We start from the raw sequence: 257 nt of genomic DNA, 5'->3' as shown, positions 1-257 counted from the left end.
GCACCAGGGTGAACAGCCCCGCCGCAACCACAAATCCCGCCCCCAGCAACCTCAAGCCGGAGGGACACTCGCCAACGACCACCCAGCCCAACACAAGCGCCCAGACCAGCCCGGTGTAGCGCAGCGCAGCGACTGCCGAGACCTCCCCGCTCCGCAACATCATCACCCCACAAAACGCGGCACCCAGCTTCTGAGCTGCCGCACGACCAAACAGTACCCATAGCTCCCATCCCCGCGGCTCCCACTTCTCGCCAAGG

Annotated in this window: 1 pseudogene; it reads right to left on the bottom strand. The window is 66.1% G+C overall.

Annotated elements, in window-relative coordinates:
• A pseudogene (locus R0J92_RS24525) lies at nucleotides 1-257 on the bottom strand (EamA/RhaT family transporter); the annotation flags it as partial.

The organism is Tritonibacter sp. SIMBA_163 (assembly GCF_046535935.1).
Classification (GTDB): Bacteria; Pseudomonadota; Alphaproteobacteria; order Rhodobacterales; family Rhodobacteraceae; genus Epibacterium; species Epibacterium scottomollicae.
Note: the sequence above shows the minus strand (reverse complement) of the source record. Positions and strands in the feature narration are given on the sequence as shown.